The sequence below is a fragment of the Lutimaribacter saemankumensis genome, assembly GCF_900100005.1.
GTDB classification, from domain to species: Bacteria; Pseudomonadota; Alphaproteobacteria; order Rhodobacterales; family Rhodobacteraceae; genus Lutimaribacter; species Lutimaribacter saemankumensis.
Genome location: NZ_FNEB01000001.1, coordinates 81,131 through 105,830 on the forward strand (window position 1 = coordinate 81,131; position 24,700 = coordinate 105,830).

At 64.2% G+C, this 24,700-nt stretch carries 21 protein-coding genes; 14 read left to right on the forward strand and 7 right to left on the reverse strand.

Annotated features, from left to right (window positions below):
* Positions 1-106: 106 nt before the first annotated feature.
* From BLT50_RS00395 to BLT50_RS00415, 5 genes are read left to right on the forward strand one after another with little or no spacing between them, the layout of a single operon-like run.
* Positions 107-1,738, forward strand: coding sequence for a TULIP family P47-like protein (locus BLT50_RS00395; protein ID WP_175491355.1), 1,632 nt, complete (start codon positions 107-109; stop codon positions 1,736-1,738).
* Positions 1,739-1,743: 5 nt separating this feature from the next.
* Positions 1,744-3,297, forward strand: coding sequence for a TULIP family P47-like protein (locus tag BLT50_RS00400; RefSeq protein WP_090025332.1), 1,554 nt, complete (start codon positions 1,744-1,746; stop codon positions 3,295-3,297).
* The gene (locus BLT50_RS00405) at positions 3,294-4,580 is read left to right on the forward strand and encodes a TULIP family P47-like protein (RefSeq protein ID WP_090025335.1); all 1,287 of its coding nucleotides are present in this window, start codon (positions 3,294-3,296) and stop codon (positions 4,578-4,580) included. The genes BLT50_RS00400 and BLT50_RS00405 overlap by 4 nt, the downstream gene beginning before the upstream one ends.
* Positions 4,567-5,088 (forward strand): hypothetical protein, encoded by a 522-nt coding sequence (locus tag BLT50_RS00410; protein ID WP_139170446.1) that lies wholly within the window; start codon positions 4,567-4,569, stop codon positions 5,086-5,088. Before BLT50_RS00405 ends, BLT50_RS00410 begins: the two co-directional genes overlap by 14 nt.
* A 5-nt stretch (positions 5,089-5,093) precedes the next feature.
* A complete protein-coding gene (locus tag BLT50_RS00415; protein ID WP_139170447.1) occupies positions 5,094-5,753 on the forward strand; it encodes a VPLPA-CTERM sorting domain-containing protein in 660 nt (219 codons plus the stop codon).
* On the opposite strand, the gene BLT50_RS00420 is transcribed toward BLT50_RS00415, so the two are convergent.
* Positions 5,750-6,445, reverse strand: coding sequence for a Crp/Fnr family transcriptional regulator (locus tag BLT50_RS00420; RefSeq protein ID WP_175491356.1), 696 nt, complete (start codon positions 6,443-6,445; stop codon positions 5,750-5,752). The two genes, BLT50_RS00415 and BLT50_RS00420, sit on opposite strands and share 4 nt — an antisense overlap.
* A 117-nt stretch (positions 6,446-6,562) precedes the next feature.
* On the opposite strand from BLT50_RS00420, the gene BLT50_RS00425 reads away from it, so the two are divergent.
* From BLT50_RS00425 to BLT50_RS00435, 3 genes are read left to right on the forward strand one after another with little or no spacing between them, the layout of a single operon-like run.
* A complete protein-coding gene (locus BLT50_RS00425) occupies positions 6,563-8,749 on the forward strand; it encodes a pyridoxal phosphate-dependent decarboxylase family protein (RefSeq protein WP_090025345.1) in 2,187 nt (728 codons plus the stop codon).
* Between the two features lie 2 nt (positions 8,750-8,751).
* Positions 8,752-9,696 carry a hypothetical protein gene (locus tag BLT50_RS00430; protein ID WP_090025348.1) on the forward strand — a complete coding sequence of 315 codons (945 nt, stop codon included), beginning with the start codon at positions 8,752-8,754 and terminating at the stop codon, positions 9,694-9,696.
* Positions 9,693-10,466 carry an adenylate/guanylate cyclase domain-containing protein gene (locus BLT50_RS00435; protein ID WP_090025350.1) on the forward strand — a complete coding sequence of 258 codons (774 nt, stop codon included), beginning with the start codon at positions 9,693-9,695 and terminating at the stop codon, positions 10,464-10,466. The genes BLT50_RS00430 and BLT50_RS00435 overlap by 4 nt, the downstream gene beginning before the upstream one ends.
* 24 nt (positions 10,467-10,490) lie before the next feature.
* On the opposite strand, the gene BLT50_RS00440 is transcribed toward BLT50_RS00435, so the two are convergent.
* From BLT50_RS00440 to BLT50_RS00450, 3 genes are all read right to left on the reverse strand, one after another.
* Positions 10,491-11,669 (reverse strand): YbfB/YjiJ family MFS transporter, encoded by a 1,179-nt coding sequence (locus BLT50_RS00440; protein ID WP_090025353.1) that lies wholly within the window; start codon positions 11,667-11,669, stop codon positions 10,491-10,493.
* Between the two features lie 12 nt (positions 11,670-11,681).
* Entirely contained in the window at positions 11,682-13,001 is a 1,320-nt protein-coding gene (locus BLT50_RS00445) for a hydroxymethylglutaryl-CoA reductase, degradative (protein WP_090025356.1), read from the reverse strand.
* A 66-nt stretch (positions 13,002-13,067) separates the two neighbouring features.
* Positions 13,068-15,326 carry a molybdopterin-dependent oxidoreductase gene (locus tag BLT50_RS00450; RefSeq protein ID WP_090025360.1) on the reverse strand — a complete coding sequence of 753 codons (2,259 nt, stop codon included), beginning with the start codon at positions 15,324-15,326 and terminating at the stop codon, positions 13,068-13,070.
* A gap of 229 nt (positions 15,327-15,555) precedes the next feature.
* Between BLT50_RS00450 and BLT50_RS00455 the strand changes: the two genes are divergently transcribed.
* The 5 genes from BLT50_RS00455 to BLT50_RS00475 all read left to right on the forward strand — a co-directional run bounded on the left by BLT50_RS00455 (position 15,556) and on the right by BLT50_RS00475 (position 21,101).
* Positions 15,556-17,133 carry an ABC transporter substrate-binding protein gene (locus tag BLT50_RS00455; protein ID WP_090025363.1) on the forward strand — a complete coding sequence of 526 codons (1,578 nt, stop codon included), beginning with the start codon at positions 15,556-15,558 and terminating at the stop codon, positions 17,131-17,133.
* An 87-nt stretch (positions 17,134-17,220) separates the two neighbouring features.
* Entirely contained in the window at positions 17,221-18,204 is a 984-nt protein-coding gene (locus tag BLT50_RS00460; protein WP_090025365.1) for an ABC transporter permease, read from the forward strand.
* Between the two features lies 1 nt (position 18,205).
* Positions 18,206-19,147, forward strand: a complete 942-nt coding sequence (locus BLT50_RS00465; protein WP_090025368.1) for an ABC transporter permease — start codon at positions 18,206-18,208, stop codon at positions 19,145-19,147.
* Complete coding sequence (locus BLT50_RS00470) at positions 19,144-20,139, forward strand: ABC transporter ATP-binding protein (RefSeq protein WP_090025370.1); 996 nt, start codon at positions 19,144-19,146, stop codon at positions 20,137-20,139. The genes BLT50_RS00465 and BLT50_RS00470 overlap by 4 nt, the downstream gene beginning before the upstream one ends.
* A complete protein-coding gene (locus BLT50_RS00475) occupies positions 20,136-21,101 on the forward strand; it encodes an ABC transporter ATP-binding protein (RefSeq protein ID WP_090025372.1) in 966 nt (321 codons plus the stop codon). The genes BLT50_RS00470 and BLT50_RS00475 overlap by 4 nt, the downstream gene beginning before the upstream one ends.
* A 16-nt stretch (positions 21,102-21,117) precedes the next feature.
* Here the strand turns inward: BLT50_RS00475 and BLT50_RS00480 are convergent, their stop codons facing one another.
* Positions 21,118-22,371, reverse strand: a complete 1,254-nt coding sequence (locus tag BLT50_RS00480; RefSeq protein WP_090025375.1) for an aminotransferase class V-fold PLP-dependent enzyme — start codon at positions 22,369-22,371, stop codon at positions 21,118-21,120.
* A 166-nt stretch (positions 22,372-22,537) separates the two neighbouring features.
* Here BLT50_RS00480 and BLT50_RS18925 point away from each other — a divergent pair, with 166 nt between their 5' ends.
* Positions 22,538-22,717 carry a hypothetical protein gene (locus BLT50_RS18925; RefSeq protein WP_139170448.1) on the forward strand — a complete coding sequence of 60 codons (180 nt, stop codon included), beginning with the start codon at positions 22,538-22,540 and terminating at the stop codon, positions 22,715-22,717.
* Positions 22,718-22,737: 20 nt separating this feature from the next.
* On the opposite strand, the gene BLT50_RS00485 is transcribed toward BLT50_RS18925, so the two are convergent.
* Complete coding sequence (locus BLT50_RS00485) at positions 22,738-23,454, reverse strand: RlmE family RNA methyltransferase (RefSeq protein ID WP_090025378.1); 717 nt, start codon at positions 23,452-23,454, stop codon at positions 22,738-22,740.
* A 15-nt stretch (positions 23,455-23,469) separates the two neighbouring features.
* Entirely contained in the window at positions 23,470-24,582 is a 1,113-nt protein-coding gene (locus tag BLT50_RS00490; protein ID WP_090025381.1) for a Ppx/GppA phosphatase family protein, read from the reverse strand.
* Between the last annotated feature and the right edge of the window lie 118 nt (positions 24,583-24,700).

The window sequence follows — 24,700 nt, forward strand, 5'->3', positions numbered from 1 at the left end:
CTTGTCCTGCGTCGGGCAATCGGCGTCCCCACGGCCCTTGCGGTCATTCACCTGCGATCAGGACGGCCGGGCGTGGCGGGTTGTTTCGGAAAGGAAGGACAAACAGATGCTTGATAAACAGACTTTTACCGGCGCGCTGTCTGAACAGATCGCCACGACCAACAACTGGGACACCGTCTTCGCGCTGGATTTCGATGCGGTCAATGCCGGCATCCTTGCGCAGGGCCGGTTCCCTGACACGTTCGACCATCAACAAAGCTCGGGCCCCGATACGGCGCGCATCTTCGGAACTTTCACCGCATGGGAGCTTGTAGGCGGGTCGGGGCACATCCTGGAAATGCGCCTGTCCATCGGCCAATTCACTTTCCAGATGACCGGCGAGGCCGACAAATCCCACACCGATGCGTGGTGCACGATCCAGATGGATCTGCACACCGACGTAGGTGCAGAAGGTTCGGGGATCGGCGGTGGCACGCCCGTATCTTTCCGCACCCGCAAACCTGCCGACCTGCTGGCCAATGCAGGGGATTACGGTGTCGTCGTCACGGATTTCGGCTGGCCCGGCTCGGAAAGCGATCCGCAGCTGGTCAGCGATTGCCGCATTCTGATGGCCAGCTATTTCAGCGAGGCCAGCACGCAGGCCGCATTCGACCACACCTTTGCGACCGTGAACCTCAACAGCCGGCTGGAAAGCAAGTCCGGCGACTTTTCCTGGATTGCGCCGACCGACACGTCCTATGGCGTGATCGACAACGGTGCGGGCGGCGGCGGCACCTTTGCCGTTTTGTGCATGATCGAAGGCAACGCGCCGCCGGATCATCACATGGTCAGCCCCGCGATCATCGGGGACCGGCGCGCGGGTTTCCTGCTGAACAAGCCGGTTTTTCTGAAGCACATGATCAAGCCGGGGATCGCCGCGATGTTCGGGCGCGATCCCGATGACATGCAGTTCTTCGATGACAACTTCATCATCGAAAGCGATGCGATTAACAACAAGCAGGAACTGGTGCTGAACGATTTCACCGTTCAGCAGTCCGAGAACAATCCCGACAGCGTGACCGCCCGCATCCCGAAGCGAAGCTTCAGCATCACGCTGCTCGATACCCGTCTGGTGGTGAACATCAACGGTCTGCACCACCCCTACTACAAGATGATCGATTACCTCTACGAGGCGCATCACTACTACACGATCCAGACCCAGGCCGAGTTCGACCCCGCCACCCGGCAGTTCGGGTTGGCCCCCTACGAGGCCGAAGACGGTGAACCGATCGTGTCCTACCGTGCGGCGCTGGAAAAGTCCGGCTTCGGCAAGGCCATCGACATCGCACTTCTGGTGGCCGACATCGCCGCTGTCGTCGGCACGCTTTTCAAAGGCATCCAGGTCGTGCGCGGCGTCGAGGCCGTGGCCGACACCACCGAAGGCGCGCGGGCGATCTTGGGCTCGCAACGCCTGGGTACTGTCGTCAACACCCTGCAGGGGTTTCTTGCGCGTCCGGTGGTCGGGCTGGCGTTTTCCGTCGCCGTCGGCGCCGGCGGCATCGCGGTCGGGCTTATCAAGGACAAGTGGGAAAACGACCGCGAGGAAGATCCCGAAAACATCAAGCCCGACATGCAGGACTTTGCCCAACAGGTGATGGCCCCGATCGTCTGGCCGGATGGTGCCGGGCTGTCGGTCGAGGATGTCGCCTTCAACGGTGGATTCCACATCACCGGCACCCCGAATTTCGAACAGGAGTGAAGGCCATGAAGGATTTTCCGATAACCCTGGCCACGGCAACGCAGTACCGGGCCGACACGGGTGGATGGGACGCGGTCAATTGCGTCCGTATCACCGAGATCAACGATGCGATCCGCAACGCGGGCACATCGCCCGGCCGAATGGAAATTAGTCCCGACGAAAACAGTCATGTCCAGGGCGATTTCGACAGCTGGCGCGTATCGCCGGGTGGGGACGGCCCGTTGATCAACCTGGAAATACCGATGCGTGACGTCACCGTAGAACGCGGCGACAGGCGGGCCACGCTCGATCAGATCGTGATCGAGATCCAGGTCCGCATGGAGTTGATCCCGTCGGGACGGAACGCACCGCAGGACGGCATCGTGGAAAAGCTGCTCGTCATTGCCAAGCGCCCCAGCCCCTTGCTTTTGGGGGCGGACGGATCGCAGCGTGCGGCCACGCTGGTCGGGCATACCGGCCTCGATGACCTGGGGTTGCGGCTGAAAAGCACGTTGCTCAGCGGGATCGAGACCTGGATGAACGACAATCTCGACAATTTCACCCATGTCTTCGCTGCGGTGAATGTCAGCGAACGCATGAGCGAGGAAACCGAGGGCGAGGCCTTTGCCTGGCTCAAGCCGACGGATGTGTCCTATGCGTTCGGCGCAAGCGGCACAGACCCGGACGCCAGCGTTCTCGCGATCCTGTGCCAGACCGAGGGGCGTAGTCCCAAGGGCCTGGTTCATCAGGCCGATCCCGGACTGATCCCCGAAGGCTGCGATGCCGGTGTCGTAATCTCGCGGTCCCGCTTTCTGCGCAACATGGTGGGCAAATCCCTTCCCAAAGCGTTCAAGGGGCTGGCGGACAAGGATATCCGCTACAAGGAAAAGGACACCGGACTGCACCTTGCCAAACCGGTCAAGGCACAGCGGGTCGAACATGACGGCAAGTCATACGATCCGGTCATTCACCAGCTCGACGTGTCGCTGCGCGACACCGAGATGGAACTGAAAAGCCTGACCAAGACCGAGGTGTCGCCGGGGATATTTTCGGTGTGCAGCGCCACGGCCGCATATGCGTTCGGGCTGACGACGCGTTCGGACGGGGCCAAGACGATCGGCTTTGTCGAAACCCGTCCGATCAAGACCGTCGAAAGCACCGAAAAGACCAAGGAAGTGACGATCATCGACACGATCCTGACCATCCTCGGCGTGATCGGCGGGCTTGTGATCACCTTCGTATCCTTCGGTACCGCCAGCGTCGCCTATTACGTGGTGCTCGGAATTGTCCTTGGCTCATTGGCCGGGACCATCTCGATCAAGCTGATCGAGATGACGAAGGAGGGCGATGCGCCCCCGATCGATCTGCTGATGGCCAATGCCACCGGTGCCGTGCGCTGGTCCACCGGGCGCACGTTCGATCCGACATTCGCCGCGCTGAACAACGGGCTGCAGATCGGTGGCCGCTTCATCAAGGCCGACACCGGTCTTCTGGGGGCTGCACCCGATGCCGGGCCGCTCTTCCATGGCGCGTTCCAGAACGAATTTGCAGACATCATGAAGGAAAGGAAAGACCAATGAACCTCGATGGATGGGATACCTGCTCGATCGTTTCGGTCGACCTTGTGAACCAGGCGCTTGCAAAGGCCGGGGACCGCACGATCCGAACGTTTTCCTACACCGAAGACGACCTGGAAATCAGCGGCTCATTCGGTGCATGGGCACTTGCGCCGGGCGGGTCGCTGCGGCTGGTATCGGTCAAGATGCCGATCGCCGGCGGCGTGATCCGCGCAAGGGGCGAGGGCGAGACCGACATATCCGGTATCGTTCTGACCGCCCAGATGAAGCTTGGCCTTATCGGCGGCGACACGCCCGACACCCGGAACCTGGCTTTCGACACGTCCTTAGGCGAAGGCGAAGGCAGCGCCGAGCCGATCAAGATCGTCGAAATCGACGACCCCTCGGGACGGCTGGCGCGGTTCGACCTCGACATGGTCAAGGAGGCGCTGACCGCCTGCCTGTCGAAACACGCAGCCGATGCCAGTTTCGTTTTCGCGTCGGTCGATGCGCGCAGCACCGCCCAGGCCGCCGGGCTGGCCTGTCCGGGCAATGACTGGGGCTTTGTCGATCCCGGCGACGGGCGGCACTACCTGGCCATACTCGGCTCGCTGGATGCCAAGCGGCCCGATGGGCCGATCCGCATCGACCCGGAGCTGATCACACCGGCGGCACCGGCATATTTCGCGGTGTCGCAGCGGCTTTTCATTTTGCGGGCGCTGTTGCCGATCCTGCAATCTTCGTTCCGGCCGCGCACGAGTTTCGCGATCAAGGGCGATGCCGTCGTCTCGACCAAGGCGATTGGGCTGGGCCACAAGAAGGTCGCGCTGTTCGATGTCGCCCCGGTTCTGCGGCAGGTCAGCATAAAGCCGGTCAAGGGCGCGCTGGCCGTGCATGCGGTGGCTCATGCCGACCTGCCGCTCAGCACGCGGCTGGATCTGACGGTCGATATGAAACTGCCGTTCCACCACGACCCCAAGACCGGTTCGATGTCGTTCAAGCCCGGCAAGCCGGTGGTCCGCCACAAGCTGAACAAGAGCGGCATCATCGGCAACACGCTGGGCCTGATCATCGAATTGATCGTGGCGCTGGCCCGCGATCCGATCCTGAAATCCGTGGCGCAGATCGCCAACGGCATGCAGGCGGTCAACAACCCCACGACCAAGCCCGTGGTGTGGAACGGTGTGCGCGATTTCCACGCGGCGCAGGCCCGCTGGGACAACGGGCTGTGGCTTGCCGATACCCGTGCGGTCGAACCGCCCGCACCGGTCCCCGCGGATAGGGAGAAGACAAATGAACCTGCATAGCGCGATGCTGATCGCCCTTGCGTCGGCGGCCTTTTTCGAGGCCGCCGCGTATCTCAAGCACCGCAATGGCGCACGAAGCATCGGCGCCCTGCTTCTGCTGGGGGCGCTGGCGGTGGTGGTCTGGCTGTGGATACCCGAACCCGCACCGGACAGGGCGGTGTTCGGCGCAGCCGAACAGGGCTTTCCGGTGATGGTTGCCGTGGCGGCGATGCTGATCTCGATCAGCCTGGGGATCGTGGCGCGCTATGTCTTCGATGCCGAGCGCGATTTCGACATGTTCGCGCTTCTGTGCCCACTGGTCGTCGCACCGCTGTTGCTGTTGCCGCTGATCGGCACGCTCGACAACGGTGAACTCCAGCCGCTGCAACTGGTCAGCCTGTCGATCCTGTCGTTCCAGAACGGCCTCTTCTGGCAAAAGGTTCTGGCCAGCCTGAAGCTTGGCGAGAAATCAACCCTTCCGGTAAGCGAATTGACAGAACGCAACCACGACTCTAGCGTGAAAGGATAATTCAAATGCATATTCATCGATCGGACATTGCCATGCGACTAAAGCCATTGATCATGGGGCTTGCGTTCGCGGCCGGGCCTGGCCAGGCCTCGACGCTGTTCCAGGTGGACGGAGACCGAAGCAGCACCGCACCGATTGGCAGCGGAGCCCCCGACAAGGGCGCGGCGCAAACATTCGAAGTCGCCCAGACCATCGAGAACGTGGGGTTTGCCGTCGATCTCACATGCTTTTCCTGCGAGGGCGAACTGTGGCTGATATCGGGCCGCATGAGCCCGACGGCCACGATCTTCCAGCAGGTTGCCAGTGCAAGCTACTCTGGCTGGTCCGGGGCGCAATCGGCGCTGTCCGGCCTGACACTTGTGCCCGACACCTATACGTTGATCCTGACCATGACCACGGGCAACGGCGGGTGGCAGGGAACGACGGCCCCCACGATCACGGGCAATGTGATCGCGGCGGAAAGCGGATACAGCGTGCTGAGCAGCATCGATCCGAATTTCGTGCCATGGTCTTCGACCCGTCCCGTTTCCGGCGCGACACTGAAATTCACTGTGACCGGAAATGTCGTCGGCGGCACGATTCCGTTGCCGGCATCGCTGCCGCTACTCTTTGCGGCCATCGCGGGGCTTGGACTGGTCAGGCGGGGCAGGGTGCGCGCGGCCTAGCCGTCGGCGATCCGTGCAAGGCGCGCGCGATCCAGCAGGACGAGCGCGCCGTCGCCCTGGCCGAGAATGCCCTGATCAGTCCATGTCTTGACGTAGCGGTTGACATTCTCGCGCGCCAGACCGCTGAATTCCCCAATCTCGGATTGCGAGAACCGCTGCGTCAGCACCAGCGCGTCGCCATCCGGTGCGCCCCACTTGTCGAAAAGGCGCAGCAGCGCCATGGCCAGTCTCGGACCACCTTCCACGACCGAGCGTGTCACGAACATTTCGGACGCGTTGCGCACTTTCCGGCAGAGTTCGGCGATCACGGCGCGCGCAATATCGGGGCGTTCCGCGACAAAGCTCATGATGTTCGCGCGGGACAGCACCAGCCCCGACACGTCGCCGACCGCCACCACCGAGGCCGGCCGCGGCCCGCCATCCAGCGCGGCGATCTCGCCCAGCACCTCGCCCGGGCCCATCTGGGCGATCACCGATTTCCGCCCCGAGGCCGACATGACCGACACCTCGGCACGGCCTTCGGTGATCAGGATGACGTCAAGCCCGGGTTCGCCTTCGACGAAAATGGATTGTCCGGCACTGAACGTTTTTGTCCGGGCCTGCGCGAACCTGTCCCGGTGGTCCGCGGGGGTCATCGCGGACAGCAGGATACTGGTCGAGGCGTCAGGTATCTGGAATGTCACGCGCGGCATTAAACGGCTGGTTGTGTGCGCAGTCAAGCAATCGCGCAAACGTCGCACGTAGACAGCTGCGATCATGTTAACGTAAGGTTAACTTGCCTGCGTATTTTTCGCTTGAAAGGTGTTATTGTGAAAAGTCATTCCCGGCTCGAAGCCCGCCTCGGTGCCATCGTCAAGGACGTTCAGGACCGGTTCGACCAACCGACAACGCGGCCCCTGTCCCCCGATGCCTGGTTTCTGGGTGGGCACGCGGAAAACGAGGCGCTTCTTCGGGCGCTCCTTTCCGAGGTGATCGACGGTCATGTCAGCAACCGCCGCGCCTATGCCCGGGACGATCCCGATTTTCTCTACGAGGACGATTACGACAGCGAAGAGTTCGCCAGGACGAAAGACCTGCTGCTGCAAAACCTGCGCGGGCTGAACGACAAGCTCAAGGGGTCGATCCCGGTCGCCAGCTATCGCAACCAGTCGCACATGTATTGGGATGTCACATTGCCTGGCGTCGCCGGTTACATCGCGGGCATGTTGCACAACCAGAACCAGGCCGCCGCCGAAGGCTCGCCTGTGACGACGGCCCTGGAATACGCCGTGGGTCAGCAGCTTTGCGATATGCTGGGCTATGATGTGACGGGCGCGACAAAGCCCTGGGGCCACATCACCGTGGGCGGCACGATCGCCAATGTCGAGGCGGTGTGGGCCGCGCGCAACCTGCGTTTTCAGGCCGTGGCCCTTGCCCATGCGCTGCGGGTCGATCCGGCATTCGCCGATGCCGCGAACATCACGCTGCGCACCGCCGACGGGCGCCGGGAGCGCATGGCGTCGCTTTCGGATTGGGATCTGCTGAACATCCCCGTCGATGACGCGCTGGATCTGCCGCAAAGGTTCACCCGGACCTGCGGCATCCCCGAACAGGCGGTCAAGGCCGCGCTCGACCGCTTTTCGGTCCAGCAGATGGGCTTGCTCGATTTCTATCGCACGATGCTGCCCGAAACGCCTGCGCCCGCGATGATCGTTCCGGCAACGGCCCATTATTCCTGGCCGCGGGGGGCCGGGATATCCGGCCTTGGCATCCGGCACATGCTGCCCGTTGCCGTTGACCTCGATGGTCGGATGGACATGGTGGCGCTGCGCCATGTGCTGGATAATTGCCTTTCCGAAAAGCGCCCGGTGGTCATGGTCGTGGCTGTCATCGGTTCGACCCGTGAAAGTGCGGTGGACCCGATCGGCGAGATTGCCGACATCCGCGACGAATACCGCGAGATGGGCCTGGATTTCGTGATCCATGCCGACGCGGCCTGGGGCGGGTATTTCCGGTCGATGGTCAAGCCGCCCAAGTTTCTTGGGGCCGACAGCCCGCAATCGCGGCTCAGCGACTATGTCGAGCATCAGTTCGCCGCCTTGCCCAGGGCCGACAGCATCACAGTCGATCCGCACAAGGCGGGGTTCATTCCGTATCCGGCAGGGGCGCTCTGTTACCGCAACGGGGCGATGCCCGGTCTGATCACCGTCGTCGCCGATGTCGTCTATCACGGCGGCTCGGCCATGACGATGGGGGCCTGCGCGCTGGCCGGCTCCAGCCCCGGCGCGTCGACCACGGCCGTGTACCTGTCGCACCTGTGCATTCCGCCGGACAAAAGCGGATATGGCAAGCTGCTGGGGCGCTGTGTGCACAACGCCAAACGGTTTTATGCGGCGCTGGTCACGATGGCGCGGGCGGACGATCCGTTCGTCATAGTGCCGTTCAAACGCATCCCCGCCGAAGCCGCGGGCAAGACGGCCGTCGAACAGCGCGAGGAACTTGCGCTGATCGAGGAACGGATCGTCGGGCTGAGCGAGGAAGTGCTGAAGGAACAGCTTGACCACGACCCCGATCTTGCCGCGCTTTTCGAGGCGCTCGGGCCGGACCTCACGGTCATCAACTATGCGTTCAACTTCCGCACGGCGGATGGGCTGAATACCGATCCGGCCCTGATGAACGAGCTGAACCTCGCGATCTTCCGGGCGTGTTCCATCGAAGAGAACGAAACCTACGAAGTGCCCCGCCAAGAGCTGATTCTGACCCAGGCCGCCTTTGATCCAGAGGTCTACGGCCAGGAGTTCTGCAACATCTTCGCACGCCGCCTTGGCGTCGATCCGCAAGACGGAGTTCCGGTGGATTACCTCATTTCCACGATGCAGAACGCGTGGATCACCAACACATCGGTCGGCAACTTCATCCCCGAACTGATCGACGCACTGCGCGGGATCGTCACGCGCGAGGTGCAGGCGCTTGTCCACCGGCACGGCCTGCCGCCCCTGCAAGAAAAGAAAGGCTGACCATGGTTACCCTGAACGCGTTCGAGGCGCATATGCCCGATCCCGATGTGCGCAACATCCCGCATCAGCACGCCTTTCTGCTGGTGGGCGACAAGACCTTTTTCGCCGTGCACCAGACGCAATTTCATTGCGAGCTGCACAAGTACCAGCTGATCTTCAAGATCACGCTGAACGGCAAGGACGATGAACTGCGCCACCTGCGCAAGACATACCCGCGCGAGGCGCTGTTCTTTTGCAATGGGGACGACAAGGAAAGCTGCTGGTTCTCGATCCCTGAAATCGGCAGCGGTGATCGCACCACGTTGCGTGGCAATATCTTCGTCGGACTGCGCCGCCCGCCCGAAAAGCCGAAAAAGGATTTCTTTCCCTGGTCGCTCGACCGGGCGCGTCCGGCCATCGCCGATGTCACCGTTACGGTCGAGCGCGTGGTTCTGTTCCGGCCCTTCGTGCATCACGAAAGCCTGCCGGATTTCGCGACCTTCTTTGTCTGGGGCGAAGGCGGCGAGGCACATATCACCAACAAGCAGATTGCCGTCATGGACAGCTCGCCCTTCGAAGACCGTGCCTTCGGCCCCGGCGTGGATTTCCTGGCGTCGCTTGCCGCTCTTCCGTCGGAAGAAGGCGCGCCTCCGCGCGCGCCCGCCGACTGGTTGCAGGACACGATCCTCAAGGCCGGGGCGGTGGTCACGATCCCGTCGATCCGCATCCGCGATGCGGAAACCGGCGCCATCACGATCCCGCCCGACCCTTGGGTAACCGAGGGCGAGGTTTACGGCGCGCTCTATCGCGGGGTCACGCCGGCGCGGCCGATCATGATGGGGCCTGTCTTCATGTATTGCACTGCGGTGATCAATTCACCCGGCCGTATCCCGAACCTGCCGCCGGATGCACATGACATCTGGGGGATCTACGAAATGCCCAAGAAATATTGGGGGTCCGCGCCATGACCCAAACCGCCTTTGAACCCGAAGACGGCAATACCGAGCTTTGGGCGCAGATCTTTGGCCCCGGCGGCCATCCGGCACTGACCAGTATGCACAAGATGTATCGCTGGCTGCCGGCGGCACCGCGGTGCCGGCTTTGCCGGGTGCCCTTCGGCAGTGTCGGCGGGTGGATCATGGGGCGGCGCGGCAAAGCGCCCTGCAAGCGCAACCCGTATTACTGCTCGGCCTGCGATGCCTTCATAGAAGGCAACCCCGGCGGTGCCGAGGTCGAAATGTCGGTGCTTTACGTCGATCTCCGCAATTCCGTCAGGGCGGCCTACGAATCCCCCAGCTCGGACGTGGCGCGCCGGATCAACAGGTTTCTCAAGACCGCAACCGACATCATCACGCGGCATGACGGGTTCATCATGGCGTTCTATGGCGACTGCGTCGTGGCCGTCTGGCCGCCCGGGTTCGTCGGGCCGGATCACGCGGCCAAGGCGACGAATGCCGCGCGGGCGCTGTCGCGCGCTTTCGATGCCGGCACGCATATCCCCGCCGGCACCGGCGTGCATACCGGCCCGGTCTATATCTGCACCGTTGCCGCCGGCGCGGGCACGTTTCGCGATGTTTCCATTTTTGGCCATACGGTCAACGTCACGGCCCGGCTTGCCTCGGTTGCGCAGGCGGGTCAGGCACTGGCCTCGGCGGATGCGGCGGGCGGCCTTGCGGGTGAGGCGCGGCCCCTGCGCCTGAAGGGGATGCAGGATCCGGTGCCGGCTGTCGCGCTTTGATCGCTGGGCTGCGGGTGCCTGCGATCAATCGCCGGACAGCGGACGCTGCAGCAAAGCGGCCAGCGCGCCCGCCAGCAACAGCATTGCCGCCGCAAGCAGGCTGACGCCGATATTGCCGAACAGATCGCCGATGAACCCCGCGCCATAGGGGCCAAGCGTCTGTGCCAGCGCGAAGACGACGGTGAAGACGCTGATCGCACGCCCCCAGGACTCCGGTGGTAGGTTTTGCCGCGAAAAGCTGGTGACGGCTCCGGGTGCCATGAAAACCGAAAGCCCGAACACGATGGCCGAGATCACAAGCACCCCATTGCTGGGCACTAGGACGGGCAGGGCAGACCCCAAGGCGATGCATCCCAGGATCATCGCCAGCGGAAGGCCCGAGGCATGGCGCGCCAATACCGGGCGCCAGACCAGCGGAGACAGCGATATGCAGCCCCCCAGGATGACCCATGTCAACGCGATGAACCCGGCACTGGCCTGCTGCTCGGTCATCCATGCGGACAGGAACGTGAGGTAGACGATGTATCCCAGGCCGAACCCGGCATAGCCCGCAAGCTCTGGCAGCATGCGCAGCCATGGCACCGGGGCAGGGGTGACCGCTGCCGATTTCGGGACGCGCAGTTGCAGCGCCGCCCAAATCCCCAGCGGCAGGAAACACAGGCTGGCCGTGCCGATCCCGACCCATCCCATCGGCCAGGCGCCGGGCCCCCAGGCATCCAGCATCAGCGGCAGCGCGGCGCCGGCAAGCACGATCCCCAACCCGCCGCCTGAGCCGTAAAGGATGGCGATGGCCAGCGCGTTGCGCCGGGGATCGCCCCGGAACAGGCCGGCCGTCAGCGTCCCCGCAGTCGAAAACGACATCGCCCCGAATATTCCCGCCAGGATGCGCCACAGCGTCTGCCACCACAGCTCGGCGTTCAGACCCGTCGCCAGCAGCGCCAGCGTGGTCGTCACGAAACCGAAATTGAACAGCATCACGGGCGAGATCCTGCGGATAAGGATCATCGTCAGCACCGCACCCACGATATATCCCAACGCGTTGGCCGTGTTCAGCCAACCCGCCTGCGCATAGTTCCAGCCCATTTCCGATTTCATCGCCGGCAGCATCAACCCATAGGCAAACCGCGCGAACCCGTTGGTCACGGTCAGCCCGAGGGCGAGGCCGGTCAGCACCAGCCAGGGGCGGGAAGGTCCGTCGCTCATCGGGCGCAGGGATCAGACATCGTTGCCAGCCCCGCCCGGCGTATCCGCCAGAAGCGCCCGCGCCGCATCGACGCTGATATCGCCCGCCGCGACGATCGCGCGGGCCACCCGGTCGATATCCGCGCCGCTTGCCCCCGCCGTGATCGCGATGTTGCGGGCATGCAGCGCCATATGCCCGCGCTGGATGCCCTCGGTCGCCAGCGCGCGGATGGCCGCCATGTTCTGCGCCAGCCCCACAGCGGCGGTCACTTGCGCCAGTTCGCTGGCCGATTGCACCTTCATCAGGCGCAATGCGGCCTGCGCGGCCGGATGCGTTTTCGTGGCCCCGCCGACAAGCCCCAGCGCCATCGGCAATTCGATCGTGCCCACCAGCCGGCCATCGCCCGCCAGTTCCCACCGCGTGAGCGAGGTGTAGCGCCCCGAGCGCGCGGCGAAGGCATGGGCGCCGGCCTCGATCGCGCGCCAGTCGTTGCCGGTGGCGATCACAACGGGGTCGATCCCGTTCATGATCCCCTTGTTATGCGTGGCGGCGCGGTAGGGGTCGACGATAGCCAGCGCGGAGGCCTCGACCATGCCGCGCGCGACCTCGGCGCCTTCCAGCGTGTCGGTCGAAAGGGTATCCGGGCGCAGTTCCACCCGCGCGCGCGCCAGACGCAGATCGGCAAGGTTCGACAGGATGCGCAGCCGCACCTTGCCGCCGGTTATCTTTTCGACCTCTGGGGCCAGCATCTCGGCCATGGTGTTGACCGTGTTGGCGCCCATCGCATCGCGCACGTCGACGATCAGGTGCAGCACCACCATCGGTCCGGCGGGTGTGTCGTCGAAGACATGAACCTCGATATCCTTGCAGCCGCCGCCCAGCCCGATCAGCACCTTGTCACGGGAATTGGCCAGCGCGATCAGCGCCTCGGCGTTCTGCAGGATTCGGTGGCGCGCACCGGCCGTGTCGCCAACGCCCAGCACCTGGATCTGCGCACGCATCACGGGCCGGTCGCTGCTTGCCTGAAAGCCGCCGTTGTCACGGGCGATCCGCGCCATGTAGGACGCAGCCGCCACGACGGACGGTTCCTCGACCGCCATCGGCACAAGGTAGTCACGCCCGTTCACGGTGAAATTCGTGGCGACCCCCATGGGAAGTTCGAACTTGCCGATGACGTTTTCGATCATCCCGTCGGCCAGCGCCGGGGGCAGAACGTCGCGCCCGGAAAGAACGCGGGCGTCGTCATTGGACAGAGCCGCCTCGGCAGACACGGCTTGCAGGCGCTCTTCGGGCGTCATGCTGCGCATGTTCGGGATGCGCGAATTGGGTGCGCGGCTGGTGTCTTCGGTCATCGGCTCCTCCCACTGATGGAACAATGGTTAGGGGCATAAAACCGGTTTGTCAGCACCTGCGAGTCGTTACCCTGCGGCGTCGGCCCGCGACACCTCGACCAGCGCGGTATGCGCGCTGCAGCCTTGCCCCAGCCGCGAGGTGCCCTTGTCGCGGGTCAGAACGTTCGGGTTGCCATGCGGGTCGATATTGCTGCCCGGATCGCCATACCATGCGCCCGTGGGCAGGGCGACGACACCCGGCGTGATTCCGTCCGACACCAATGCACGGGCACGGGCCGCGCCGCGCGCGTTGAACACGCGCACCAGATCGCCATCCGCAATGCCGCGCGCGACCGCATCGTCGGGGTGGATCACGACCCGCTCGGGCCTTGCGCCCGGCTGATCGGCCAGCGCACTTTCCAACTGGCTGTGCAGCTTGTCCCCGGGTTGCGGCGACACCAGGTGAAGCGGCGCTTGGGGCGTGGCCGTGCCCAGCCATTCCGTCGGCGGCAGCCACACCGGATGCCCCGGGCAATCGTCGTATCCGAACCCGTCGATCCTGTCCGAGAATATCTCGATCCGGCCCGAAGGCGTACCCAGGGCCGCGTCGTCGGGGTTTTCGCGGAAGGGCGCAAACAATGTGCGGTTTGGGGTATTGTCGCGGATCGGCAGGCGCACCCAGTTCTGGTGCTTCAACCCTTCGAAATCCGGCACCTCGACGCCGGCTTCGGCGGCCAGTCTGCGGTAGTCCTCGTACAGGCGCGGAATCCACTCTTGCGCTGTCAGCCCGCCGGTAAAGGTCTCACCGGCATCCATCCGCTCGGCCAGCGCCGCGAAGATCGCGTAATCGTCGCGCGCTTCGCCCACGGGTGGGATAAGCTGCGGCATGTGGAACAGGTAATCGTCCATGTTCGAACGCCCGATATCCTCGCGCTCGTATGGGGTGGTCGCCGGAAAGACGATATCCGCGCGTTTGGCGGTGGCAGTCCACCACGGCTCGTTCACGATCACGCATTCGGGCTGCTGCCAGGCTTCGTGCAGGGCGTTCAGATCCTGGTGGTGGTGATAAGGGTTGCCCCCCGCCCAATAGATCAGGCGGATATCGGGATAGGTCTCGCGCCGGCCGTTGAAATCGTAGGGCTGGCCGGGATGGCGCAGCATATCGCCGATCCGCGCGACCGGGATCACCTTTTTCACCGGGTTTTCGAACTGGGAAAATGTCATCCCGCGCAACCCGATCAGCGATTTCCCGACACCGCCGATTGCGCCATAGCCATAGCCGACGCCGCCGCCCGGCAATCCGATCTGTCCCAGCATCGCGGCCAGCACTGCAGACATCCAATAGGGCTGTTCGCCATGCTCGGCGCGCTGCAGCGACCAGGCCACCGTGATCAGTGTGCGGGTCGCGGCCATGCGCCGGGCCAGCTCGCGTATCGTGCCGGCCGGCACACCGCAGATCGGCGCGGCCCAGTCCGGGCTCTTGGGTTGGCCGTCGGTTTCGCCCATCAGGTAGGGGCGGAACCGTTCGAACCCGGTTGTGCAGCGGTCGATAAAGTCGTGATCGGTCAGCCCCTCGCTTTCCAGCACATGGGCCAGCGCCAGCATCAGTGCCGTGTCCGACCCGGGGCGTACCGGTAGCCATTCGCAGCCTTCGGGCGCATCCACCCTCTGCGGCGCGATGTTGACGCAACGCATGCCCTTGGCGGCGAACCGGTCGAACCATGTGGCGGTTTCATGCTCGGTGATGCCGCCCATGCTGACCTGTGCGTTCTTGGGGTTGATCCCGCCGAACATGACCAGCGTGTCGGTATGCTCGTTGATCGTGTGCCAGCCGTCCTGATGCTCGTAGAGCAGCTTCAGGAAATCGACGCCGAACACATGCGGCATGATCGCTTGCGCGCAACCAGTCGAATAGCTGCCGAAGGATGCGACATAGCCGCCTATGCTGTTGAGAAACCGGTGCACCTGGCTTTGGGCATGGTGGAACCGCCCGGCCGAACTCCAGCCATAGGAGCCGCCGAAAATCGCCTCGTTGCCATAGGCCTTGCGCACCCGGTCGAGTTCCTTCGCGGCGATGTCCAGCGCCTCGTCCCAGGGCAGTTCGACGAACGCGTCCGAGCCGCGCCCCGTGCGGTCGCGCGACGTCAGCCACCCGCGCCTGACCGAAGGGCGGGCCACCCGCGTATGATGATAGACCGCCTGTGGGATGATGTCGGGGATACGCGGCGGGTTGGGGTCGTGCGCAAAGGGGCGCGTCGCCACGATCCGCCCGTTCTCGACATCGACCTCGAACGCCCCCCAGTGGCTCGAGGTCACTTTCGTTTCAATGCCGCTGCCATCTGCCATCGGATCCCCCGCGCGTGCTGATCATTCCGCTGTTGTCGGTCAGAAGCCTATGCCGATCAACGGCGAAAATCCATCTGCACGCCATACAGGCGTTGCCACGACCGTTTACGCCACGTCCGGTCGCCGCGCACCGGATTTCGCACCTGAATCTGTTGAAGGTGCGACAAACTTGACTAAACTAGTCATCATCGCGCCGGGCAAACGCCCGGAAAAAAACAGGGAGTTAATCATGAAAAAGACTGCATTTCTGGCAGCCGCTTTGCTGGCTGGCACCGCAATCGGTGCATCTGCCGAAACGCTGCGTTGGGCGCGGGCGGGCGACTCGCTCACCCTCGATCCACATGCACAGAACGAAGGGCCGACGCATACGCTGGCCCATCAGATGTACGAACCGCTGATCATCCGTGACATGACCGGTGCCTTCCAGGCCGCACTTGCAACCGACTGGGCCCCGAAAGAGGGCGATCCCAACGTATGGGTGTTCAACCTGCGCCAGGGCGTTACCTTCCATGACGGTGCTGATTTCACCGCCGAAGACGTGGTGTTCTCGATCAACCGTGCAAAGTCCGAAAACTCGGACATGAAGGAACTTCTGAACTCGATCACCGAGGTACGCGCTGTCGACGATCATACGGTCGAATTCGTCACCGACGGCCCGAACCCGATTCTGCCGTCGAACCTGACCAACCTGTTCATGATGGACAAGGGCTGGGCCGAGGCGAACGGCGCGGTCGACGTGCAGGACGTGGAGGGCGGGGAAAAGACCTTTGCCACCACCAACACCAACGGTACCGGCCCCTACCAGCTGGTCAGCCGCGAACCCGACGTGAAGACGGTTCTGTCGCTGAACGAGAACTACTGGGGCAAGGACCAGTTCCCGCTGGACGTGACCGAAATCGTCTACACCCCGATCCAGAACGCCGCGACCCGCGTTGCCGCGCTGCTGTCGGGTGAGGTTGATTTCATCCAGGACGTCCCCGTGCAGGATCTGGGCCGCGTGGCGGATACCGCCGGCCTCGTGGTCAAGACCGCGCCTCAAAACCGCGTCATCTTTTTCGGGATGAACCAGGGCGCCGACGACATCGCCAACGACAATGTCGAAGGCAAGAACCCGCTGGCTGACGTGCGCGTGCGCCAGGCCATGTCGATGGCGATCAACCGCGATGCGATCAAGCAGGTCGTGATGCGAGGCCAGAGCCAGCCTGCCGGCATGATCGCACCGCCCTTCGTGAACGGCTGGACCGAGGCGATGGATAGCGCGTCCAAGACCGATATCGACGCCGCCAAGGCGCTGATGTCGGATGCCGGATACGGCGACGGGTTCTCGATCCAGCTGGACTGCCCGAACGATCGCTACATCAACGACGAAGCGATCTGCCAGGCCGCCGTCGGCATGCTGGCGCAGATCGGCGTCACCGTGAACCTGGATGCCAAGCCCAAGGCGCAGCATTTCCCGCTGATCACCAACAACCAGACGGATTTCTACATGCTGGGCTGGGGTGTTCCGACTTATGACTCGGAATACATCTTCAACTTCCTCGTCCACACCCGCGGCAGCGACCGTGGCAGCTGGAACGGCACCGGCTTTTCGAACCCCGAAGTCGACCAGATGATCCAGTCGCTGGCGTCCGAAACCGATCTGGACAAGCGTAACGCGACGATCCAGTCGATCTGGGACGTGGTCCAGGCCGAACAGCTTTACATCCCCATCCACCACCAGGTGCTGAACTGGGGCATGAAGGAAAGCGTCGGCATCGAGGTCAGCCCCGAGGACGACCCCAAGTTCAAGTTCTTCAACCTGAACTAAGCTGAACCCGGGCGGGCCTTGGCCCCGCCCGCATCGGCCGCGCCCGCACCCAGCGGGCGCGGCTTTCCGCTTTGAACGGAGCGTTCGATGCTCGCATACATCATCCGCCGCGTCTTTCAGTCGGTGCTGGTTCTACTTGTCGTGGGGCTTGTCGCCTTCGCGATGTTCCGCTTTGTCGGCGATCCCGTCGACAACATGCTGGGGCAGGAGCGTACACAGGCCGACATCGAACGCCTGCGCGAACAGCTTGGGCTCGACCAGCCATTCATCGTGCAATACTGGCGCTTTCTGGAACAGGCTGCACAGGGCAATTTCGGGCTCAGCTACCGCCAGGGCCGCCCGGTTGCAGAAATCCTGATCGAACGTCTGCCCGCCACGCTTGAACTCGCCTTCGTTTCGGGGCTTCTGGCGCTTTTCGGCGGCATCGCGCTCGGCATTTTCACCGCCATCCGAAGGCGGGGTGTGTCGGCCAACGTGATCATGACCGTCTCGCTGATCGGGGTGTCGCTGCCGACCTTCCTTATCGGCATCCTTCTGATCTATGTCTTTTCCGTCGAACTTGGCTGGCTGCCCAGTTTCGGGCGCGGCGAGGTCACGCGCATCGGCGGCTGGACCACCGGATTCCTGACCGAAAGCGGGCTCAAGGCGCTGATCCTGCCGGCGATCACGCTCGGGCTTTACCAGATGACGCTGATCATGCGCCTGGTGCGCACCGAAATGCTCGAAGTGCTGCGGATGGATTACATCCGCTTTGCCCGTGCCCGTGGCATCCGAGAGAAGTCGATCAATTTCCGCCACGCATTGAAGAACACGCTCGTTCCGGTCATCACCATCACCGGCCTTCAACTGGGCAGCATCATCGCCTTCGCCATCATCACTGAAACGGTGTTCCAGTGGCCGGGGGTGGGGCTGCTGTTCATCAATGCGATCCAGTTCGTCGATATCCCGGTCATGGCCGCGTATCTGATGATGATCTCGGTGATGTTCGTGGGCATCAACCTGATCGTCGACATGCTCTATTTCGCGATCGACCCGCGTCTGCGCGTCGACCGCACGGCAGGGGGGCACTGACATGGCCGATATCCAATCCGAAATCCGTCCCTCGCGCCTGCGCCGCGCATGGGACAGCGACCTGGCCTGGTCGTTCCGCCATGCGCCGGTGGCCGTTGTGTCGGCCGTCGTTGTGCTGATCCTGATCGCCGGCGCGCTGCTGGCACCGCTGATCGCGCCGCATGATCCGTTCAACCCCGCCACGCTGAACCTGATGAACGGCTTTACCCCGCCGGGCCAGGCCAACCAGTTCACCGGCGATCTGTTCCTGCTGGGCACCGACGACCAGGGGCGTGACGTGTTTTCGACCATCCTCTACGGGATGCGCATCTCGCTTTTCGTGGGCTTTTCCGCCGTCCTTCTGGCGATGGTCCTGGGCGTGATCCTGGGGCTGCTTGCGGGATACGTGGGCGGCTGGACCGAAACCATCATCATGCGTGTGGCCGACGTGCAGCTCACCTTTCCGGCGATCCTGGTCGCGATGCTGATCTTCGGCATCGCCAAGGGCATCACCCCGCCGGAATACCGCGACCAGATGGCGATCTGGGTGCTGATCCTCGCGATCGGGCTGAGCGACTGGGTGCAGTTCGCGCGCGTCGTGCGCGGCGCGACGCTGGTCGAAAAGAACAAGGAATACGTCCAGGCCGCGCGGCTGATCGGGCGCTCGCCCTTCGCCATCATGCTGCGCCACATCCTGCCCAACGTGCTGAACCCGGTGCTTGTGATCGCGACGATCAGCCTGGCACTTGCGATCATCGCCGAGGCGACGCTGTCGTTTCTCGGGGTGGGCGCGCCGCCGACCAAGCCCTCGCTGGGCACGCTGATCCGCATCGGGCAGGAGTTCATGTTCTCCGGCGAGTGGTGGATCCTGTTCTTCCCCGCCGCAACCCTTCTGGCGCTGGCGCTGTCGATCAACCTGCTGGGCGACTGGCTGCGCGACGCCTTGAACCCGAGGCTCAGATGACAGACACACCTGTTCTTTCCGTCCGCAACCTCGTCGTGGAAATCCCCACGCGACACGGTGTCCTGCGCCCGGTGGACAATGTCAGCTATGACATCCGCGCCGGCGAAATCCTGGGCGTCGTGGGCGAATCCGGCGCCGGCAAATCCATGACGGGCAATGCCGTCGTGGGCCTGCTGGACCGTCCCGCACGCATCACATCGGGGGAAATCCTGCTGTCGGGCCAGCCCATCCACACCCTCAAGGGCGAGGCACTGCGCCGCCTGCGCGGCAAGAAGATGGGCATGATCTTTCAGGATCCGCTGACCTCTCTCAACCCGCTGCTGACGGTGGGCGACCAGCTGACCGAAACGATCCTCGAACATCTGGGTGTCAGCCAGCAACAGGCCCGCGAACGCGCCGTTGCCGCGCTCGAAGAGGTCGGCATTCCTGCCGCGCGGTCGCGTATCGACAGCTACCCGCACGAGTTTTCCGGCGGCATGCGGCAGCGCGTAGTGATCGCTTTGGCGCTCTGCGCCGAACCCGACCTGATCATCGCGGACGAACCGACCACCGCGCTCGACGTGTCGGTGCAGGCGCAGATCGTGGCGCTGCTCAAGCGGTTGTGCCGCGAACGCGGCGTGGCGGTGATGCTGGTCACCCATGACATGGGCGTGATCGCCGAGGCCGCCGACCGCGTGGCGGTCATGTATGCCGGGCGCCTGGCCGAGCTTGGCCCCGTGCGCGAGGTTCTGACCGAGGCGCGCCACCCCTATACATCGGGGCTGATGGCCTCGACCCCGCTGGCCAGCCAGGGCCACGAACGGCTGCGCCAGATCCCCGGCGCCATGCCGCGTCTGGGCAACCTGCCGGATGGCTGCGCGTTCCATCCGCGCTGCGAATTCGCACAGGATCGCTGCCGCCAGAACCCGGGCCCGACACTCGATACCTGCGATGGGCGGGCGGCCTGCTGGTTCCCGCTGGGCGCGGACAGAAAACAGGAGGTGGGCGCATGAGCGCTTTGATCAAGGTCGATCACCTGACCCGCATCTTTGACGTGTCCAAGCCCTGGCTCAACCGCGTGATCGAACGCCTGCCCAAGGCGCTGCTGACCGCCGTGTCGGACGTGAGCTTCGAGATCGAGGAAAACAGCGTCTACGCACTCGTGGGGGAATCCGGGTCGGGCAAATCCACCATCGGCAAGATTGTCGTGGGGCTGGTGCCGCCCAGCAAGGGCGCGGTCGAGGTCGAGGGCGTGGACCTTGCCACCGAAACCGACGCGGCCAAGGTCGAGGCGGTGCGCGCCGACATCCAGATGATTTTCCAGGATCCCTATGCCTCGCTCAATCCGCGCTGGCGGGTGCGGGACATCATCGCCGAACCGGTGGCCGCCAAGGGTGGCGACACCAAGGGCCTTGCGGAAAGGCTGCTGGAACAGGTCGGCCTTTCGGCTAAGGACGCCGACAAGTACCCGCATGAGTTTTCCGGCGGTCAGCGACAGCGCATCTGTATCGCCCGGGCTCTGGCCTCGGGGCCCAAGATCATCGTGTGCGACGAACCGACATCGGCGCTGGACGTGTCGGTGCAGGCGCAGGTGCTGAACCTGATGTCCGACCTGCGCGAAGAGCTGGGGCTGACCTATCTCTTCATCAGCCACGACCTGACGGTCGTTCATCACATGGCCGACAAGATCGGGGTTCTCTACCTCGGCCGCCTGGTCGAAGAGGCGCCGCGCGACACGCTGTTCGACGATCCCAAGCATCCCTATACGCGGATGCTGTTCGACGCCGCGCCGCGCATGGATGCCTTCGGCCGCGAGGTCGAGCCGCCAAAGGGCGAAATCCCCGATGCGATCAACCCACCCACCGGCTGCGCCTTTCACCCGCGCTGTCCGCTGGCGGTGGAGCGGTGCAGCCGCGAACGCCCGGAAATGCGCCAGATCGGACAGACGAGGGTCGCCTGCCACCTGGCGGAATAGGACGGAACAGGCGCGCCTAGGCGGGCGCGCCGGCCATCTCCTGCATCGCGTCGAGGAACCGCGCGACCTCGTCCACGCTATTGTAATGCGCAAGCGACACGCGCACGCAATCGGGTTGGCCCAGCGGTGCCAGGATGTTGCCGGAATAGTGATCCGCCTTGCGGATATGCACCCGCACGCCGCGCGCCTCGAGGCCGGTCACGATGTCGGCCGACGTCATCCCGTCCAGCCAAAAGCTCACCAGCCCTTCGCGCGCCGGGTTGTCCACGCCGCCGATGACGTGAACGCCGGGCAGGGTGGTCAGCCCCGCGTGGTTGCCTGTGCCGTGCAGCATCGCCTCTGTCAGCGCGTGTTCGTGATCGTGGATCGCGGCCGCCGCGGCCTCGATCCGGGCGCGCGGGGCGATTTCGTCGCTCACCTCGCCGCCCAGCCAGTCGAGATAGGCCACCACGTCCGACAGCGTGGCATAGGCACCGGTATCGCGCGTGCCCAGTTCCCAGTTCTCCTTCGGGCCGCCGATCAGCGCCTCGTGGGGCAGGGCGGTCAGCCGGTCCGAAACCCAGGCCACGCCATAGCCATGCCGCGAAAACATCTTGTAGGGTGAGATCGCATAGCCATCGACCCCGGCCTCCGTCAAGTCGATATGCCCGTGGGCCGCATGCTGGATGCCGTCGACGATGATCAGGCATCCGGGCGCGACCTTGCGAATTTCGGCCGCGATCCCCGCGACATCCACGCCCATGCCGGTCACCGGGCTGGTATGGATGATCGTGGCCACGGCCAGATCGGGGCGCAGATGCGGGCGGTAGTCATCGGCCGTCACCGTCCCGGTCGCGTCGTCATGGGGCACCGCGATGTAATCGCGCCCCGACAGGCCGGCCCAGTGCTGCGCCGCACTGCGCGAGGCGGGGTGTTCCAGCGTCGATCCGATCACCGGGCCGGGGCCTGCGCCACTGCAGGCGTTGCGGATCATCCGGTACAGCATTTCGGTGCCGCTTTCGCCCAGGATCACTTGTCCGCCCGGCGCGTTCAGCAACAGCGCCATGTCGGCGCGCGCCTTGGCGATGACCTCCATCAAGTGCTTGCTCATGGCGTTGGTCCGGCCCTGGTTGTCCGGGATCGCGGCGAACCGGGCCGACGTGTCGACCACGGAATTGAGCGTCAGCGCCCCACCCGCGTTTTCAAAGAAGATCCGTGGCCCCGTCAGCGGGCATTCATCGACATGGGCAAAACGCGCGCGGATGGCGCCAAGCAGGTCAGGGGCGAACATGAAACAGGCCTTTCGATTCTCGTTTGCGCGCACAGTGGCGCGAGATGCAGGGCGGCGCAATCACCCGCGTCGGCACGGAAATTCCCCGCAATGGTGCCGCACTTGCGCCAAAAACGCCGCAATTCGCCTGCAGCGTCAGACCCGGAAACAAGAAAAGGAGTGTCCCATGGGTGAGAGCATGGATGACGCCCCCCGCCACGCGCGGCTGTTCGAATTGCTGCGGCAGGGTGACCTGGCCGCGCGGGCGCGGTTGCGCATCGCGCGGCGTGACGGCGGGGTCGAGGCTTCGTCGATCGGGGCGGGCTGGTCCCCCGAGGTGCTGGCGGCGACGCTGTCGGCGGCCTGAACGCGGCTCAGCCCCCGAACTCAGCCCCGGAACCCGGTGGCCACCACGAATTTTTCCGAACTGTCGGCCCGGCTTGCGGGCGGTTTGACATTCGCGACCTTGGCGAATTTCTGTTTCAGCAGCTTTTGCAGGTCGCCCTCGGCGCCGCCAGCCAGCACCTTGGCCACGAATGTGCCACCCTCTTCCAGCACGTCGAAGGCGAAATAGGCCGCCGCCTCGCACAGCGCCATGATGCGCAGATGGTCCGTCTGCTTGTGCCCCGAGGACGCGGCGGCCATGTCCGACATCACCACGTCGGCCTTGCCGCCCAGCCATTCCTTGACCTTGTCGTCGGCATCCTCATCCAGGAAATCGAGCTGGTGGATTTCGGCGCCGGCGATCGGTTCGACCTCCTGCAGGTCGATGCCGATGATGCGCCCCTGCGCCTTGCCGGATTTTTCACCCAGCGCATTTATGCGCGGCACGGCGACCTGGATCCAGCCGCCCGGCGCACAACCCAGATCGACCACGCGCGCGCCCGGCACGAGAAAGCGGAACTTGTCGTCCAGCTCCATGATCTTGAAGGCCGCGCGCCCGCGATAGCCTTCCTTGCGGGCCCGCGCGACATAGGGGTCGTTCAACTGCCGCTGCAGCCAGCGGGTCGAGCTCAGCTTGCGCCCGCGCGCCGTCTTGACCTTGACCTTGAGGTCGCGCTGCCCGCGCCCGGATGTGTTCTTGCCGGTCGGTTTCTTCGCCATCGTCCCTGCCGTTTCCTAGAAAGGTCCGTCTTCCAATACGCCGTCCGCGCTCATCTGCGCGTAAAGCAGCCCCTCGCGCAGCCCGCGGTCCGCCACGCTCAGCCGGTCGGTCGGCCAGCAGCGCAGCAGCGCCTGCAGGATCGCCGCGCCCGACATGATCAGTGCGTGCCGGTCCTGCCCAATGCGCGGGTCGCGGCGGCGCCCTTCGGGGCCAAGCGCCAGGTAGTCGCGGATCACCAGGTCGATCTGGTCGCTGGTCATGCGCAGCCCGTCCACCTTGGTCCGGTCATAGCGCTTCAGCCCAAGATGCGAGGCCGCCACCGTCGTGACCGTGCCCGACGTGCCGACGATCTGGAACCCGTCGCGGGTCTGCTCGTCCTTGTAGGGGGCGAACTCGGCCAGGTTCTCTTCGAAGAACCAGCTCATGAGGGCGAACCGCGCGGCATCGTCCTCTACGTCGTTGAACTGGTCGCGCAGCGTGGCCACGCCAAGCGGCACGCTGATCCAGTCCACCACCTTGGCCGCGGGAAACGGGCTGTCGGTGGGGTGAAACCCGGCATGCAGCCGCATGATCGCGCGCGGACGTTCGCGATGCGGGACAGAACTGATGTCGATCCACACCAGCTCGGTCGAGCCGCCGCCGATATCGACCACCAGCAATTGTTCGGTCTTGGTGCTGACCAGCGGCGCGCAGGAAATCACCGCCAGCCGCGCCTCTTCCTCGGGCTGGATGATTTCCAGCTTCAGCCCGGTTTCGCGCTGCACATGGCGGATGAAATCGGCCGCGTTCTTGGCGCGACGGCAGGCTTCGGTCGCGACAAGACGCATCCGGCGCACCCTGTGGCGCTTCAACTTTTGCTGACAGATGCGCAACGCCTGAACCGTGCGCCGCATCGACGCCCGGCTCAGCCGACCGGTCTGTTCCAGCCCGGCGCCCAGTTGCACCGATTTGGAAAAACTGTCGACAACGTGGAACTGACTGCCCTTGGGCTGGGCGATCAGCATCCGGCAACTGTTGGTGCCAAGATCCAGCGCGGCATAGAGCTCGGCCGGATCCGGCGGTTTCGGCGCGGGGGTTGCAACCGGTTTCGGGAACGCGCCCGCACCTTTGGGACGCTTGGGCGCCATGATTTCACGCCCTCCATTTCGAGTTGCTTTCAAACTAGTGACTTGCCGCGTCCCGCGCAAGCTCTGCCATGCGGGACTCATAAAGATGTTGGTGATTTTGACGATGCCCCGCTGTGGT